Raw genomic sequence first — 13,668 nt, 5'->3', positions numbered from 1 at the left:
CGATGCTGTTGAGCCTGCTGAAGGGATGTGGAGGGACGGCCGTCGCCCGGTCCGGATCCGCGGTGACCCTCAGAGCGGACGGCTGTTGACGATGGCGGCGACCCGGCGTTCCTGGGCCGCGGAGAACGGGAGGGCGTCACGTACGTCCTCCTCGACGAGGTCGGCGTTGATGTCGATGGCCGCCGCCGAGCCGGCACCCGCCGCGGTGATCACCTGTGCGCGGGGGTCGACCGCGTTGCCGGCCGCCCACACGCCCGGCACGCCGGTGCGTCCGGTGCGCTCGTCGATCAGGGCCGCGCCGAGCCCGGTGAGCAGGCCGTCGCTCGGCACGAGCCGCGGGCGGACGAAGAGGGCGTGCGGCGCGACGATGCTGGCCCGGTCCAGCTCGACGCCGGCGAACCGGTCGCCGTCGAGGATCAGGCGGGTCACGACGCCCTCGGCGACGCGGATGCCGCGGACGGCCAGACGCTGACGCTCGTCGTTGCTCAGGTCGTGGGTGTGGGCGAAGAAGGTAACGTCGGCCGACCACTGACGGACCAGCAGAGCGTGCGCAACGGTCTCGGGACTGCCGCCGAGCACGCCGAGCGGCCGATCCCGTACCTCGTACCCGTGGCAGTACGGACAGTGCAGCACGTCGCGGCCCCAGCGTTCGGCCAGGCCGGGGATCGCCGGGATCTCGTCACGCAGGCCGGTCGCCACGAGCACCCGGCGGGCGGAGACCAGCCGGCCGGAGGCGAGCCGTACGCGGAACCCGGCGTTCCCGGCAGCCGTGCGCAACCCCGTCTCCGCCGCGTGCACGGCAGCCGGGACCGGTGAGCGTGGGTTGATCGCGGTTACGGTGTCGGCGAGCAGCTCCGCACCGTACCCGATGATCTCGGCCCGTCCGGCGGCGAGGAAGTCGGCGGGCGGCATGCCGTCACGCGACAGATATCCGTGCATGTGTGCCGCCGGAGCATTGCGCGGGCGGCCCGCGTCGATCACCGCCACCCGCCGCCGGGCACGGGCCAGGACCAGTGCGGCGCTGAGTCCGGCGGCGCCGCCGCCCACCACTACGACGTCATATTCGTTCATGCCGCCCAGGCTGCGCGGCCCTCGCGGGCACCGCAAAGAACGTTGCCGTTTCCGGGAAGACCAGCCGGGTTTCCCGGAAACGGCAACATTGGTTGCCGGATCGGGGCCGGCCGGGTCGAATGGCCTGGTGGAACACGAGATCGCCGCCGCCCTCGCCGAGGTCGGCCCCCGGCTGAGAGCCCTGCGCACCCGCCGCAACGTCACCCTGACCGCGCTGGCCGAGGTCACCGGCATCTCCAAGAGCACCCTGTCGCGGCTGGAGAGCGGACAGCGCAAACCGAGCCTGGAGCTGCTGCTGCCGATCGCACAGGCCCATCGGGTGCCGATCGACGAGCTGATCGGGGCGCCGCAGATCGCGGACCCACGGGTCCGGCCGGCACCCCGCAAGGTGAACGGGCGGATCGTGCTGCCGCTGACCCCGCATGCGGGCTCGCTGCAGGCCTGGAAGGTGATCATTCCGGCTGATCAGACCGAGCCGGATCCGCGTACGCACGAAGGCTACGAGTGGCTGTACGTGCTCTCCGGGCGGCTGCGGCTGGTCCTCGGCGACCACGATTTCACGCTCGCGGCCGGGGAGGCGGCTGAGTTCGACACCCGGGTGCCGCACTGGTTCGGGAGCACCGGCGAACACCCGGTCGAGATCATCAGCATTCTCGGACGGCAGGGCGAGCGGATGCACGTCCGGGCACGCCCCGCGACGGCCGGCTAGAGGCGTTCGACCAGGATGCGGTACCAGGCGACGCCCTTGAGGTAGGCGTCGACGGTGATGTGCTCGTCGCTCGCGTGGATCGACTCGCGCTGTTTCCTCGTCATCTCGAACGGCGTGAACCGGTAGACCCGCTCGCTGATCTTCGTGAAGTGACGGGCGTCGGTCGCGGCCATCATCACGTACGGAGAGGTCACCGCTTCCGGGAAGTGTTCGGCGGTCACCGCGGCGATGAGGTCGAACGCCTCGTCGAGCGGAGACGACGGGGACGGCTCGCCCTCGTCGATCACGGTGATCCGTACCTGCGGATCCTTGATCACCCGGCTAACGTGCCGGATGACGCCCTCCATGGTGTCGCCGACCAGGATGCGGATGTTCACGCCGGCGGTGGCCGTGGCGGCGACCACGTTCAGTGCCGGGGAGCCGCTGAGGGTCGTCACCGCGACGGTGGTGCGGACCATCGCCGCCGTCTCGGGACCGGCCGCGATCAGCAGGCGGGTCAGCAGGGCGCGGCTGCGGACGGCGGTGTTCAACGCGTACCGCATCGCGGGTCTGGCGTGTGGCGCCGCCCTGCGGAAGAGCTCCATGGTGGCGTCGGGCGCGGACGCACGCATCGGCGCGCGGTCGAGGCGGGTGACGGCCCGCGCGAGGCGCGCGGTCGGGCCGAGCGGTGCGGGCGTGGACGCGTGCCCGCCGCGGCCGTCGACGCGCAGTTCGAGCGAGGTGACGCCTTTCTCGGTGACGCCGATGACCGCGATCGGCTTGTCCACGCCGGGGAACGCGTCGTAGGCGACCGCGCCGCCCTCGTCGAGCACCAACCACGGGGTGACACCGCGTCGCCGCAGTTCCTCGACGGCAAGTGGGGCCGCGTCGCCGGCCACCTCCTCGTTGCAGCCGAACGACAGCCACACGTCCTGCTGCGGGGTGTGCCCGGCGGCGAGCAGATCCTCGACGGCCTGGCAGATCGCGGTGAGGCTGCCCTTGCAGTCGAGGGTTCCACGGCCCCAGACGACGCCGTCCTCGACGACCGCCCCGAAGGGTGGGTGCCGCCAACCGCCCTCGACCGGAACGACGTCGATGTGTGCCATCAGCACCATCGGTCTGTCGCTCGACGTGCCGGCCCAGTGGAACAGCAACCCGTGACTGCTCACCCGCACCACCGGAAGCGTGTGCAGACGTGGGAAATGCCGCCTCAACGCCTCGTGGAAGGCGTCGAAGGCGGCATCGTCCCGGGCAGCCGCGTCCCGGGTGGAGATCGTCGGGATGCGGAGCAGATCGAGGAAGGCCTCAATCATTCGGCCGGCAGCGTGTCCATGAACGAGCTGACCGAGAAGACCGCGTTGCCGGCGCCGGGCGGACCGTAGCCGGGCGGGCTGGACAGCCCGTTCGCCTCCATGGTCGCGCGGTACGCCTCGAGGAGCCGGATGTGGTACTCCAGCGGGGCGCCCTCCGGGTTCATCTTGCCCAGCGGGGTGGTCGGCTCCGGGCACCAGGTGGTGAACCGCGGAGTGATCCCCCGGGACATGAAATATTGCAGGCCCTCGGTGGTCGACGCGATCGCCTCGTCCACGGTGGTGAAACCGAACGGTGCGGCCATCTCGATACCGGCCACGAAGTTCGGGATCACGTTGCGCGGCCCGAACACCTCGGCCGAGGTGAGGATGCGGCGGTGCCATTCCTCCCGGCCGACATAGCGTTCCTTGCCGGGGCAGTAACGCTCGAAGAGGTATTTGTCCCACACCTCGTAGTTGGGGTGGTAGATGCGGATCCCGTAGTCGTAGAACCGCTGGACGTCCTCTTTGGGGAGCGCCTGCGCGACGACCTTGCCGATCCACCGGCCCGGGAAGCGCTCCTCGATGGCCTGCGCATACCGCCCGTAGAAGTCGGCCTCGGCCAGCCCGTCGACCTTGCTGGTGACACTGCCACCGGTCAGGGTGTAGGCGTGCGACGTCTTCGCGGTGTCGTACTTGTCGATGATCGCGAGCGCCTCGAGCACCTCGTCGACCGGCTTCACACCGGTGTACGGCCGCCCGGCCGCCTTGTGCTGACGCCAGTTGTGGTTGATGTCGCAGTACTGGCATTCCTCTTTGGCGCCGAAATACTGACAGACCCGGAAAACGGTGAGGTAGACGAGGTAGCCCCACTGAATGGTGGGCGCGACCTCCATCACCTGCTTGCCGTTCTCCAGCGTGTGCCGGTAGTAGTCCGGCATCGGCGGCAGCCCGACGTCACCGATCGGCCGGTCGTCGAGGAAGAGCTGCAACTTCCCGTCCTCGCCCGGCTTGACCCGGTAGGGCGACGACGGGTTGATCCGCACCGACACCACCGTGCGCCGCAGGTCGTAGGGCCCGCCGGTGAGCACGATCTCCTCCGGCGGCCGCCGCAGGGCCGCCTCGCCGAGCTCGGGCAGGGTGCGGTGGTCGAACGAGAAGATGAAGTAGGACTTCGGCTTCACGTCGCCGTTCTCGTTGTCGGTGAGCGCCGAGTCGTCGAACGCCAGCCCGCCCCGCAGCAGGTCTTCCTTGATCACCGCCTCACGCGGGATGTGCGGGAACCGTCCCATCAGATCTTCGATGAGATCCGTGCGCCTTTGCATGCTGCGTCCTCCCCGACGGACCGTAGCACGCCCAGCCCCTTACATCCGGAGTCAGGCCGCCGTGTCCAGGATCACCCAAACCCCAGGTCAGCGCACTTCTCCAGGTCCCAGGCACGGTCACGGTCAGTACCTCAGGTGCTGGCGCGTGAGCCCGGCGATCCTCTCGACCAGGGCGATCCCGCTCCGATAGTTCTTGTTGCGACGGGACAGGACGACGACGGACACGTCCACCTTGCCGTTCTTCGAGGTGATCCGGCCGATGGTGTTGACCGCCCAGAGGCCGCCGTCGGCCGTACGCGTGTCCCAGCCGTTCTTGACCGTGAAGATCTCACCGGTCCTGGCGACCACCGGGACACCCCAGTCCTGCGCCTTGTCGACGGTGTTCATCAGGGTGAAGGCGGTCTTGCGGGAGGACGCGTTCAGCGGGCCCCTCGTGTCGACGAGTTCCTCCAGCAGGCGGATCTGGTCGGCGGCCGTGGTCCGGGTCAGGCCCCACCGGCTGTTCACGACGGTCTGGGTGAGACCGAGCCGCTTGTTGCACTTCGTGACCGCGGTCCGGCCGCCGATCCTCTGGTAGAGCGAGGTGGTCGCGTTGTTGTCGCTCAGCCGGATCATCGGCCTGGCCAGTTTCATCTCGGCGGACGTCGGCCCACGGCCGGCGTCCTGGGCCTTGAGCAGCATGCACGTCAGGACCTGCACCTTGACGATGCTGGCGGTGTCGAACTTGACGGAGCCACGATGGACGTACCGCAGGCCGGCCCTCCGGTCGTGGACGGCGACGGAGAAGTCGCCCTTGACCGACTTCAGAGCCGCGTTCAACTGCTTCACGCTCTTCGCCCGATCCGCGGCGAGCTGGGCGTCCGCGGCGGTGAGCTGGGCGGCGGTCGGCCCGGCCGATGGCGGGGACGCAGCCGGGGACGGCGGCACGACGGCCGCGGCCGGCGGGGAATCCGGAGCGGCCCACGCCGGAGCGGGATCGTCGCTGCTCAGGTGCGCCACCACCAGGCCACCTCCACCCGCTGCGACGGTCAGCGCCGTCGCGAGGACCCACACCCGTATCGACCTCATGGCGGCTCACTCTAACCGACCGGACGGCCCGGTCCGGGGAGGTAATCGGCGGTCAGGGAGATCAACGCGCGGGCCGCGGCGCCGGGCGGGCGACCGGCCGGGACCGCCAGCGACAGCGGCCAGCGCAGGTTTGCCCCGGTCACCGGAATCGACGCGATACTCGCCGCGCCGACAGCCAGGAAACGCGGCAGAAGGGCAACACCGAGACCATGTCGTACGTACTCCGCGCGGGGACTCGCTGCCGCTGCTGCTGACGGCGCGGTTCATCACCGGCCTCGGCGTCGGCATGATCACCGCGGCGGCCACCGCGCACCTGCTCGAACTGCACGCCGCCGACCGGCCGGGCGCCTCCGGAACCCGCTTCGCGATGGTGTCGACGGCCGCCAACATCGGCGGGCTGGGGCTCGGCACGCTGGTCGCCGGTCTGCTCGCCGAATTCGTCACGGCGCCATTGCGTACGCCGTACGCCGTCTTCGTGGTTCTCCTGATCGCGGCCATCGCGGCAGTCACGCTGGCCCCGGAGACGGTGCGTCCGGCCGGCACGTACCGTTACCGGCCGCAACGGGTGACCACCGGCCGCGGCCCCGCCTACCTGGCCGCCGCGACGGGAGCGTTCGCCGCCTTCTCGGTCTTCGGCTTCTTCACCTCGGTCGCGCCCGGCTTCGTCGCCGGCACCCTGCACCAGCCGTCCCGCGCCCTCGCCGGGTTGATCGTCTTCGCGGTGCTCGGCGGGTCGGCCGCCGCGCAGACCCTCACCACCGCGCTCAGCGCGCGGGCCAGGACGGCACTGGGCCTGGCCGCCCAGGTAGCCGGCACGGTCATCCTGGTCACCGGCATGCATCTGGCCAGCCTGCCGGTTTTCCTCATCGGCGGTCTGCTCGCCGCCGCGGGCGCCGGCGTCCTCTTCAAGGCGAGCATCGGTACGGTCGCCGCGCTGGCGACCGCGCAGGACCGGGGCGCCGCGCTCGCCGGCATCTTCCTGATCGCCTACGTCGCGCTGGCCGTCTCCGCGCTGGCCATCGGTGTGGCGGCCCTATACGTCACGGTGATGACCTGGTTCGCCGCGGTCCTGCTGACGATGCTGACCGCGGTGGCGGCCCTCATCCGCCGCTGATCCCGCCCCCGCGGCCGGTCCCTGCCGCTGCCACACCGAGCCCAAGACAGCCCTTCGGCTTTTTGTTGACGTGGGCGGTAACTTGCTGGTCAGGGAGCGCGAGCCGGGATGCGCGGGGAAACCGTGCAGCCGGCCGATCGGAGGCGAACGGTGACGGAAACGACGGTGGCCGGGGTGCTGGCCGAACTGGCCGCGCTGGACGACCCGAAGGCGCGCGCGGTGAACGAGCGGCACGGCGACGATCACGGGGTCAACCTCGGCGCGCTACGGGCGATCGCGAAGCGACTCAAGACGCAGCAGGATCTCGCGACCGCACTGTGGGCGACCGGCGACTCCGCGGCCCGGCTGCTGGCGCTGCTGATCTGCCGCCCGCGAGCGTTCAGCCGTGACGAGCTCGACGCCATGCTTCGCGAGGCCCATACCCCGAAGGTGCAGGACTGGCTGGTCAACTACGTGGTGAAGAAGAGCCCGCACGCCGAGGAACTACGCCTTCGCTGGGCTGCCGACCCGGATCCCGTCGTCGCCAGCGCCGGCTGGGCGCTGACCACCGAACGGGTCGCGAAGAAACCCGAGGGCCTCGACCTCGGCGGGCTGCTCGACGTCATCGAGCAGCGGATGAAGGACGCCCCGGACCGGCTGCAGTGGGCGATGAACCACTGCCTGGCCCAGATCGGCATCTCGCATGCCGACCAGCGCGCCCGCGCCGTCGGCATCGGCGAGCGCCTGGAGGTCCTCAAGGACTATCCGACCCCACCGAACTGCACGTCGCCGTACGCGCCGACCTGGATCGCCGAGATGGTGCGCCGCCATGAACCGGCTCCGGCGGGACGGCCCTGACCCCTGAGCCGACGGGGGGTGGCCCGGCAGGCGGCGGCGACAACGGTGGTACGGATTCGGCGCTGACCGTCTGGGATCTGGCGGACCCGGCCGTACCGTCCCGGGTCGCCGTTCTTCCCGCGCGGGGCGGGGTGCAGGCGCTGGAGGCGCGCGGCGGTTGGGGGTCACGGTGGACCGGGAGATCGTGACGTGGAACGGCCGCGACGGCAGCGACCGGGTGGTCCGCGCGGCACAACGGCCCGGCAGGCGGATCGCCGGGATCGGCGCGGTCACACTGTCCGCCGACCGTACGCTCCTGGCCGTCACCGGCCGCTCCGGCACCGAACTGTGGAACCTGCCCAGCGACGATGACGTTGCGCGACCCGCTGGCCGAGGCGTGCCTGCGCCAGGGTGGACTGACCGCGGCGGAGTGGCCCGCCCATGTCACCGGCATGCGTTACGAGCCGGCCTGCTCCTGACCGTCGCGGTTGTCCCGGAACCGCTGGAGCAGCGCGGCGAGCACCCGCATCTCGGCGGCGAGTGCCTCCCGGCCGAGGGCGGTGATCGCCGCCCACGTGCGGGGCCGGCGGCCTTCGTGGCCTTTCTGGATCTCGACGAGACCCTGCAACGCGAGCGCCTCGAGATGGCGGCCGAGGTTGCCGTCGGTGAGTCCGAGCAACGCCTTGAGGTAGGGGAAGTCGGCCCGGCCGGCCTCGTCGAGCACGGTCAGCAGCGCGAGCCGGGTCTTCTGGTGCACCCGGTCGTCGAGTTCCAGGGCCGGGTGGCGGTCCGGTTCGTTCAATCGAGGCTCCGCTCGTGGTTGCGCTCGACGAGCCCGGCCAGGGCCAGGCCGACGCCGCCGGCGCCCATGTAGAACGGTTCGTAGTGGCCGCTGAGCAGGAACAGGTCGGCGAACCAGTTCATGATCATCATGCCGCCGATGATGCCGGACCACCACGCGAGCCGCCGGTTGTGCTGCCACACCGCCAGGACGGTCAGCACGGTCGCGGGCCACAGCAGCATCCGCAGGACCGGAAGAAACCAGAGCAGGTTGCCGGCGACCAGCAGCGTCACCAGCCCGGCGGCGGCAAGCCGATAGGTGAACCGGCCCTCGCCGACCCCGCTGCGACGGGACCGCCACCGTGCGATCGGCCAGAGCAGGAGCAGGGCGGTCAGGCTGCACAGCGGCCAGAACAGCGGCATCGGCACGAAGTGGTAACCGACCAGGCCGTCGTAGACCGCGAAGGCCAGGGTGGTCAGTCCGAACACGAGCATGGGGGCGGATCCCGCCCGGCGGGCGGCCCGCACCCGCATCCGCAACCGATCCAGCTCGGCTCCGTCATAGGCGACCATCGCTATCCCCTCTCCACTGCAGAGAACTCTGTCATGCAGAGTGAATGAGGGCAAGTATTAAGGTCGGCCGATGAGGATCTTGCCCCGTTCACTGGCGGGATGGACGATCGCCGTCTTCGGCGTGATGGCGGTGCTCTTCGGGATCATCGGGCTGGTGTCGCCGCAGACCGTGGCGACCAGCGCCGGATTCGGGACCCTGAGCACCGACGGCCGGGTGTTCGCCACCGCGTCGTCGATGGCGTCGCTCAACATGGGCGTGTACTACCTGGTCGCCATGGCCACCGAGTGGCGGCCGTTCTTCCGGTTCACCATCCCGTTCCGGCTGCTCACCTTCACCGTCTTCACCACCCTGGTGGCCACCGGCGCGGCTCCGGGCGAGTTCCTGAGCGTCGCCCTGTGGGAGGCCGCGGGCGCGATCGCCACCGGAGCGGGACTCTACGTCGACGCGCGGCGGCCCGATCCGGCATAGCCTGGTCGCATGCTGGACGAACTCGATCTGTCCGATCTGTCCGCACGACCCGGACTGAAGTGGGTCCAGGCCGGCGCCGCCGGAGCGATCCCCGCCTGGGTCGCCGACATGGACTTCCCGATCGCCGACCCGGTCCGGGAGGCCCTCACCGCGGCGGCTGCCGGCGACCTGGGCTACCCGGCCTGGGACGACGATCAACATGACAACCCCCTGATCGACGCGTACGTGAAACGGACCGCCGACCGCTACGGTCACCGTCCCGACCCCGGCCACATCCGGATCTTCACCGAGATCATCCAGGCGCTTCAGGCGATCCTGCACGTGACCACCGCTCCCGGCGACGCGGTGGCGATGCACACCCCGGCCTATCCACCGTTCCTGGAGACGATCGAACGCATGGGACGGCGTCTCGTGCCGCTCCCGATGGTCGCCTCCGGCTCCGGCTGGACCTTCGATCCCGCGCCGATGGCCGGCTGCAAGGCACTCATCCTGGTCAATCCACACAACCCGACCGGCCGTGTCTTCACCCACGACGAACTCTCCGGGATCGCGGCCCTGGCCGAGCGACACGACGTGCTGGTGATCGCGGACGAGATCCACGCCGATCTCACCCACGAACCACACCGGCACATCACGTTCGCCCCGCTGGCGCCGGAGCGCACGGTCACGCTGACCTCGGCGAGCAAGGCGTTCAACCTGGCGGGACTACGCTGCGCGGTCGCCGACGTGGCGCCGCCCCGGGTGCGCGCGGTACTGGACGAGCTGCCGCCGATGCTGCTGGGACAACCCGGGACACTCGGGGTCGTCGGCACGCTCGCCGCATGGCAGCACGGGGAACCGTGGCTGGCCGAGGTGCGCCGCCTGCTGAACCGCAACCGGCGCCTGCTCGCCGAGGCCTTCCCGGAGGCGCGGCTGCCGGAGGCCACCTATCTGGCCTGGCTCGACCTGCACGAGCTCGGTGACGACCCGGCGGCACGGATCCTCACCCAGGCCAAGGTGATGCTCAGCCCGGGACTGAACTTCGGTCCCGGTGGTGCCGGTTTCGCCCGGTTGAACTTCGCCACGTCGCGCCCGGTCATGGAGGAGATACTGCGCCGTCTCGAGACGATCCGACCAGACTAACCTCACGTCGCCGATCTATCACTATGCGTGGAAAATTCCGGACAAGAAGTGCCGAGAGGTTCGTCCATTTGGGACACTGCCGGACATGCCAACGACGGATCTTGCGGTCGTCGACATCGCCGCGTGGTGGGTCACCGCGGTGTACGAGTCCGGGGGTGCCGTACAGCCCGCGCTCTTCGACGGACGAGCCCGCGCCCCCAGCGGAGTGTTCCAGGGTTCCGGCGTCTACACCGCCGGGACCGCCGCTCTGACCGCCGGGCTGGCCCAGCCCGAGTCGTACCGGCCCGACCCGATGACCCTGCTACGGCACGGCGGCCCACCGGCCGTGGTCGCCGCCGTCCTGTCCCACGTCGCCGACCGTACCGGCCGCCCCGCCGCACTCACCGTCGTCACCGCGCAGGAATGGGACCGGCCCGCCCGTGACCGGCTCGCTCAGGCCGCCGCCACCGCCGGGCTCCCCCGTCCCCGAATCGTCTCGACCGCCGTCGCCGCGGCCGCCCGGGCCGCCGGCCGGCTGACGCTGGTCTGTGTGGCCGGGGCCGCCTGGCCGGAGCTGACCCTCGTCGACGGCGAGCAGCACGTGGTCTCGGCCGCCGTCCGCGCACCCGGGGCGCCCACGGTCGACGAGGCCCTGCTGCGGGTCGCGGCCAGCCGCGGCGGCGCCGAGGCCGACCCCGACGACTGGCGGCTGACCCGCGAGATCGAACGCGCCCGCGCCCGCCTCGGCGTACAGCAGCGGGCCGCGATGCTGCTGCCGGAGCCGCATCAGGCGGTCGTGCTGACCCGCGACGACCTGGCCGCCGCCAAGGCCGTCCACCTCGACCGCCTGGCCGACACGGCGAAGCTGCTGCTCGCCGACGCCCACGCCGACGGGGTCGACGCGGTCGTCCAGGTCGGGACGGACGAGCAGGTGGCGGCGGCTATGACCGACATCGGCCGGCGTCCGGACCTGACGATCCGCAACCCGCACGAGCTGCTGACCGGCCTGGCCCGCGCGCTGCCACCGGCCCGACGCCACTGGTGGCGCCGCTGACCCCCACAGCTCGACGTCACCGCTGCCTCAGCCCGCCCGAGACAGCGGTACAAGGCAGCCTCGAAAGACCAGCTGGACGTCACCGCTGCCTCGAGGGGCGGGAGACAGCGGTACGCGACAGCTGGGGGGTTCCTACTGGAAGACGATGGTGTGGTTGCCGTGGCGGATCACACGGTCCTCGGCGTGCCACAGCACGGCGCGGGACAGCACCGCCCGCTCCACGTCCGCGCCGCGCCGGCGCAGCTCGGCGACGGTGTGTGCGTGGTTCACCCGTACGACGTCCTGCTCGATGATCGGGCCCTCGTCGAGGTCCTCAGTGACGTAGTGGGCGGTCGCCCCGACCAGCTTGACGCCGCGCTGCTGCGCCTTCGCGTACGGATCGGCACCGATGAACGCCGGCAGGAAGCTGTGGTGAATGTTGATGATCGGCACGCCGACCTTCTGGATGAAGTCACCGGACAGGATCTGCATGTAGCGGGCCAGCACGATGAAGTCGACGTTCCCGGTCAGCAACTGCAGGTGCTGCGCCTCGGCGGCCGACTTGTCCGGGCCCTGCGACGGCACGTGGACGAACGGGATGCCGAACGAGCGGACCTCGTCGGCGGTGTGCGCGTGGTTCGAGATGACCATGCTGATGTTGATCGGCAGCTCGCCGCGGCGGTGCCGCCACAGCAGGTCGAGCAGGCAGTGGTCGGCCTTGGACGCGAAGATCGCCACGCGCTTCGGGACCGACAGTTCCCGCAGCGTGTACTCGAGTTCGAACCCGTTGGCCAGCTCGGTACGCAGATCTTCCTCGATCGCCGGGAGCGCCGCCTTCAGGTCGGCCCGGCCGAACACGGTCCGCTGGAAGAACGCGCCACCCTGCGGATTGTCCGAGTACTGGTCGAGCGACACGATGTTGGCCCCGTGCCGGCCCAGGACGGTGCTCAGGGTCGCGACGATCCCGGTCCGGTCCCGGCCGTGCACGATGAGCACGGCCTGGTCGCCCGTGCTCGGGTGCGTCTCGTGCGGCGCGGGGGCGTGCTGGGTCAGGGTCACGACGGGGCATCCTTCCGATGGTCGGCTACAGGTCACCGAAGTCTAGGAATCTAACCCGATCCTGCCGACGACCCGTTCCGCGGCTCACCCTCCGGGAAAAGCCTCACCCGATCTTGTACGGCTACGCCGCTCCGCAGGATCGGGACGGTAACGGGGCCACCACACGTCGCGGGCGGCCCCTCGCGGCCCCAAGGCGCCTCACGGGCTGAGGCGGGCCGTCACCCCGGGACCGCCGGCCGTACCCGGAGAAGGGGTTTCTCAGGAGGGCAGGTAACCGGAGGCCTTGGTGACCACGTCGTGGACCGCCTGGCGCGGGTCGGCACCGAGGCTCGCGATGGCGACGAGGGCCGTGAAGGCCACGTCGGCCAGCTCGCCCACCACGTCGCCGGTGGTGTGGGTGACGCCCTTGCGCGGGTTCTGGCCGAGCACGCCGATCCAGGCCTGGGCCGCCTCGCCCGCCTCCTCGGTGATCTTCATGATCCGGCAGGTCAGCTCGAGTGGGTCGGTGCCGTTGTGCGCATCGAGGTGCTCGCGCCAGCGATGGGCGGCGGCCCAGATCTCGTCGTCCATGGTCCGTCCTGTCGGTGTCGATGGGTCACGTAGGGTGTCCGGATGTCACGGTTCGGGGCGTCGTCGTCGGGGCTTCGGCCGCCCATCGTGCCGGACGGGCTTCCGGAGGTTCCGTTCGACCTCGAGTCGGAGGATCTGCACGAGAAGGTGCTGTTCGCCGACGCCGACCTGTCCGGGGTGTTCGCGCAGTCGGTGGAGTTCGGGCAGGTCCGGTTCCGGGCGGCCCGGCTGGCCGGCGCGACGCTGCCGAAGGTGCGGCTCACCGACTGTGCGGTGGAACGCTGCGACTGGTCGAACCTGCGTGCCGAGAACGCGACGATGGAACGGGTCGCGGTCTCCGGCTGCCGGATGACCGGCCTGGCGTGGAACGGCGGCCTGCTGCGCGACGTGACGTTCACCGACGGCCGGCTGGACCTGACGAACTGGCGGATGGCCCGGTTCGACGCGGTGGCGGTCACCGGCTGCAACCTGTCCGGGGCGGACTTCTCGAACTCGGATCTGCGCGGCGCCCGGTTCACCGGCTGCGACCTGACCGGTGCCCAGTTCAGCGGGGCCACCATGCAGGGCGCCCGGTTCGAACGCTGCGAGCTGACCGGAATCGGCGGCATCACCAGCTGGACGGGCGCGATCGTGCACCCGGACGACCTGATCGGCCTCTCGTACGTGCTGGCCGGCGCCCTCGGCATCGTCGTGAGCAGCTGACGCCGGTCAG

15 protein-coding genes and 1 pseudogene are annotated in these 13,668 nt (G+C 70.7%); 7 read left to right on the top strand and 9 right to left on the bottom strand.

What is annotated here, in order from left to right; translation table 11 throughout:
- Nucleotides 1–69 precede the first annotated feature (69 nt).
- Nucleotides 70–1,071 carry an NAD(P)/FAD-dependent oxidoreductase gene (locus AB0G04_RS28605; protein ID WP_360988591.1) on the bottom strand — a complete coding sequence of 334 codons (1,002 nt, stop codon included), beginning with the start codon at nt 1,069–1,071 and terminating at the stop codon, nt 70–72.
- A 127-nt stretch (nt 1,072–1,198) separates the two neighbouring features.
- Between AB0G04_RS28605 and AB0G04_RS28600 the strand changes: the two genes are divergently transcribed.
- Nucleotides 1,199–1,780: an XRE family transcriptional regulator gene (locus tag AB0G04_RS28600; RefSeq protein ID WP_360988589.1), complete on the top strand. Its 582-nt coding sequence runs from the start codon at nt 1,199–1,201 to the stop codon at nt 1,778–1,780.
- On the opposite strand, the gene AB0G04_RS28595 is transcribed toward AB0G04_RS28600, so the two are convergent.
- The 4 genes and pseudogenes from AB0G04_RS28595 to AB0G04_RS28580 all read right to left on the bottom strand — a co-directional run.
- Nucleotides 1,777–3,072, bottom strand: coding sequence for a M20/M25/M40 family metallo-hydrolase (locus AB0G04_RS28595; protein ID WP_360988587.1), 1,296 nt, complete (start codon nt 3,070–3,072; stop codon nt 1,777–1,779). The genes AB0G04_RS28600 and AB0G04_RS28595 overlap by 4 nt on opposite strands.
- A complete protein-coding gene (locus tag AB0G04_RS28590; protein WP_360988585.1) occupies nt 3,069–4,373 on the bottom strand; it encodes a radical SAM protein in 1,305 nt (434 codons plus the stop codon). Before AB0G04_RS28590 ends, AB0G04_RS28595 begins: the two co-directional genes overlap by 4 nt.
- Before the next feature lie 123 nt (nt 4,374–4,496).
- Nucleotides 4,497–5,441 carry a serine hydrolase gene (locus AB0G04_RS28585; protein ID WP_360988583.1) on the bottom strand — a complete coding sequence of 315 codons (945 nt, stop codon included), beginning with the start codon at nt 5,439–5,441 and terminating at the stop codon, nt 4,497–4,499.
- A gap of 11 nt (nt 5,442–5,452) precedes the next feature.
- Nucleotides 5,453–5,653: pseudogene (locus AB0G04_RS28580) on the bottom strand (LysR family transcriptional regulator); the annotation flags it as partial.
- Between the two features lie 74 nt (nt 5,654–5,727).
- Between AB0G04_RS28580 and AB0G04_RS28575 the strand changes: the two are divergent.
- Nucleotides 5,728–6,555 (top strand): MFS transporter, encoded by an 828-nt coding sequence (locus AB0G04_RS28575; RefSeq protein ID WP_360988582.1) that lies wholly within the window; start codon nt 5,728–5,730, stop codon nt 6,553–6,555.
- A gap of 150 nt (nt 6,556–6,705) precedes the next feature.
- Nucleotides 6,706–7,392, top strand: coding sequence for a DNA alkylation repair protein (locus tag AB0G04_RS28570; RefSeq protein WP_360988580.1), 687 nt, complete (start codon nt 6,706–6,708; stop codon nt 7,390–7,392).
- Between the two features lie 436 nt (nt 7,393–7,828).
- On the opposite strand, the gene AB0G04_RS28565 is transcribed toward AB0G04_RS28570, so the two are convergent.
- Together AB0G04_RS28565 and AB0G04_RS28560 are read right to left on the bottom strand one after the other, a co-directional pair.
- Nucleotides 7,829–8,173 carry a transcriptional regulator gene (locus tag AB0G04_RS28565; protein ID WP_360988578.1) on the bottom strand — a complete coding sequence of 115 codons (345 nt, stop codon included), beginning with the start codon at nt 8,171–8,173 and terminating at the stop codon, nt 7,829–7,831.
- A complete protein-coding gene (locus AB0G04_RS28560; RefSeq protein WP_360988576.1) occupies nt 8,170–8,724 on the bottom strand; it encodes a hypothetical protein in 555 nt (184 codons plus the stop codon). The genes AB0G04_RS28565 and AB0G04_RS28560 overlap by 4 nt, the downstream gene beginning before the upstream one ends.
- A gap of 70 nt (nt 8,725–8,794) precedes the next feature.
- Here AB0G04_RS28560 and AB0G04_RS28555 point away from each other — a divergent pair, with 70 nt between their 5' ends.
- The 3 genes from AB0G04_RS28555 to AB0G04_RS28545 all read left to right on the top strand — a co-directional run bounded on the left by AB0G04_RS28555 (nt 8,795) and on the right by AB0G04_RS28545 (nt 11,348).
- On the top strand, nt 8,795–9,193 hold the full coding sequence (locus AB0G04_RS28555) for a hypothetical protein (RefSeq protein WP_360988574.1): 399 nt from the start codon (nt 8,795–8,797) through the stop codon (nt 9,191–9,193).
- Nucleotides 9,194–9,202: 9 nt separating this feature from the next.
- The gene (locus tag AB0G04_RS28550; RefSeq protein ID WP_360988572.1) at nt 9,203–10,315 is read left to right on the top strand and encodes an aminotransferase class I/II-fold pyridoxal phosphate-dependent enzyme; all 1,113 of its coding nucleotides are present in this window, start codon (nt 9,203–9,205) and stop codon (nt 10,313–10,315) included.
- 85 nt (nt 10,316–10,400) lie between these two features.
- Nucleotides 10,401–11,348, top strand: a complete 948-nt coding sequence (locus AB0G04_RS28545) for a hypothetical protein (RefSeq protein ID WP_360988570.1) — start codon at nt 10,401–10,403, stop codon at nt 11,346–11,348.
- Between the two features lie 132 nt (nt 11,349–11,480).
- Here the strand turns inward: AB0G04_RS28545 and purU are convergent, their stop codons facing one another.
- Together purU and AB0G04_RS28535 are read right to left on the bottom strand one after the other, a co-directional pair.
- Nucleotides 11,481–12,386: a formyltetrahydrofolate deformylase gene (gene purU, locus AB0G04_RS28540; RefSeq protein WP_360988568.1), complete on the bottom strand. Its 906-nt coding sequence runs from the start codon at nt 12,384–12,386 to the stop codon at nt 11,481–11,483.
- Between the two features lie 258 nt (nt 12,387–12,644).
- A complete protein-coding gene (locus AB0G04_RS28535; RefSeq protein ID WP_360988566.1) occupies nt 12,645–12,956 on the bottom strand; it encodes a MazG-like family protein in 312 nt (103 codons plus the stop codon).
- Nucleotides 12,957–12,998: 42 nt separating this feature from the next.
- On the opposite strand from AB0G04_RS28535, the gene AB0G04_RS28530 reads away from it, so the two are divergent.
- On the top strand, nt 12,999–13,658 hold the full coding sequence (locus tag AB0G04_RS28530) for a pentapeptide repeat-containing protein (RefSeq protein WP_360988564.1): 660 nt from the start codon (nt 12,999–13,001) through the stop codon (nt 13,656–13,658).
- The last annotated feature ends 10 nt before the right edge of the window (nt 13,659–13,668 follow it).

Origin of the sequence: Actinoplanes sp. NPDC023801 (assembly GCF_040639655.1) — a bacterium.
Taxonomy (GTDB): Bacteria; Actinomycetota; Actinomycetes; order Mycobacteriales; family Micromonosporaceae; genus Actinoplanes.
The sequence above is the reverse complement of the archived record's forward strand: the minus strand, read 5'-3'. Positions and strand labels throughout refer to the sequence as shown.

Coding starts and splice junctions, on each gene's coding strand:
- AB0G04_RS28590 (WP_360988585.1), bottom strand. CDS start 4,373: ATGCAAAGGCGCACGGATCTCATCGAAGATCTGATGGGACGGTTCCCG.
- AB0G04_RS28595 (WP_360988587.1), bottom strand. CDS start 3,072: ATGATTGAGGCCTTCCTCGATCTGCTCCGCATCCCGACGATCTCCACC.
- AB0G04_RS28575 (WP_360988582.1), top strand. CDS start 5,728: ATGATCACCGCGGCGGCCACCGCGCACCTGCTCGAACTGCACGCCGCC.
- AB0G04_RS28555 (WP_360988574.1), top strand. CDS start 8,795: ATGAGGATCTTGCCCCGTTCACTGGCGGGATGGACGATCGCCGTCTTC.
- AB0G04_RS28530 (WP_360988564.1), top strand. CDS start 12,999: ATGTCACGGTTCGGGGCGTCGTCGTCGGGGCTTCGGCCGCCCATCGTG.
- AB0G04_RS28605 (WP_360988591.1), bottom strand. CDS start 1,071: ATGAACGAATATGACGTCGTAGTGGTGGGCGGCGGCGCCGCCGGACTC.
- AB0G04_RS28585 (WP_360988583.1), bottom strand. CDS start 5,441: ATGAGGTCGATACGGGTGTGGGTCCTCGCGACGGCGCTGACCGTCGCA.
- AB0G04_RS28535 (WP_360988566.1), bottom strand. CDS start 12,956: ATGGACGACGAGATCTGGGCCGCCGCCCATCGCTGGCGCGAGCACCTC.
- AB0G04_RS28560 (WP_360988576.1), bottom strand. CDS start 8,724: ATGGTCGCCTATGACGGAGCCGAGCTGGATCGGTTGCGGATGCGGGTG.
- AB0G04_RS28550 (WP_360988572.1), top strand. CDS start 9,203: ATGCTGGACGAACTCGATCTGTCCGATCTGTCCGCACGACCCGGACTG.
- AB0G04_RS28545 (WP_360988570.1), top strand. CDS start 10,401: ATGCCAACGACGGATCTTGCGGTCGTCGACATCGCCGCGTGGTGGGTC.